This window comes from Citrobacter freundii complex sp. 2024EL-00216, from assembly GCF_043945515.1.
Lineage (GTDB): Bacteria > Pseudomonadota > Gammaproteobacteria > Enterobacterales > Enterobacteriaceae > Citrobacter > Citrobacter portucalensis.
The window spans coordinates 1-660 of the sequence record NZ_JBIMRA010000075.1 but is presented as its reverse complement, the minus strand read 5'-3'; the positions used below and the strand labels follow the sequence as shown (position 1 = coordinate 660).

Below are 660 nucleotides of genomic sequence, written 5' to 3'. Positions count from 1 at the left end.
TCATCTTCGGGGGTAGAGCACTGTTTCGGCTAGGGGGTCATCCCGACTTACCAACCCGATGCAAACTGCGAATACCGAAGAATGTTATCACGGGAGACACACGGCGGGTGCTAACGTCCGTCGTGAAGAGGGAAACAACCCAGACCGCCAGCTAAGGTCCCAAAGTCATGGTTAAGTGGGAAACGATGTGGGAAGGCACAGACAGCCAGGATGTTGGCTTAGAAGCAGCCATCATTTAAAGAAAGCGTAATAGCTCACTGGTCGAGTCGGCCTGCGCGGAAGATGTAACGGGGCTAAACCATGCACCGAAGCTGCGGCAGCGACACTATGTGTTGTTGGGTAGGGGAGCGTTCTGTAAGCCGTTGAAGGTGTGTCGTGAGGCATGCTGGAGGTATCAGAAGTGCGAATGCTGACATAAGTAACGATAATGCGGGTGAAAAACCCGCACGCCGGAAGACCAAGGGTTCCTGTCCAACGTTAATCGGGGCAGGGTGAGTCGACCCCTAAGGCGAGGCCGAAAGGCGTAGTCGATGGGAAACAGGTTAATATTCCTGTACTTGGTGTTACTGCGAAGGGGGGACGGAGAAGGCTATGTTAGCCGGGCGACGGTTGTCCCGGTTTAAGCATGTAGGCGGAGGTTCCAGGTAAATCCGGTACCTT

1 rRNA gene is annotated in these 660 nt (G+C 54.2%); it reads left to right on the top strand.

Going from position 1 to position 660, the window contains the following annotated elements:
* Positions 1 to 660 (top strand): 23S ribosomal RNA (locus ACHHZ7_RS25465); the annotation flags it as partial.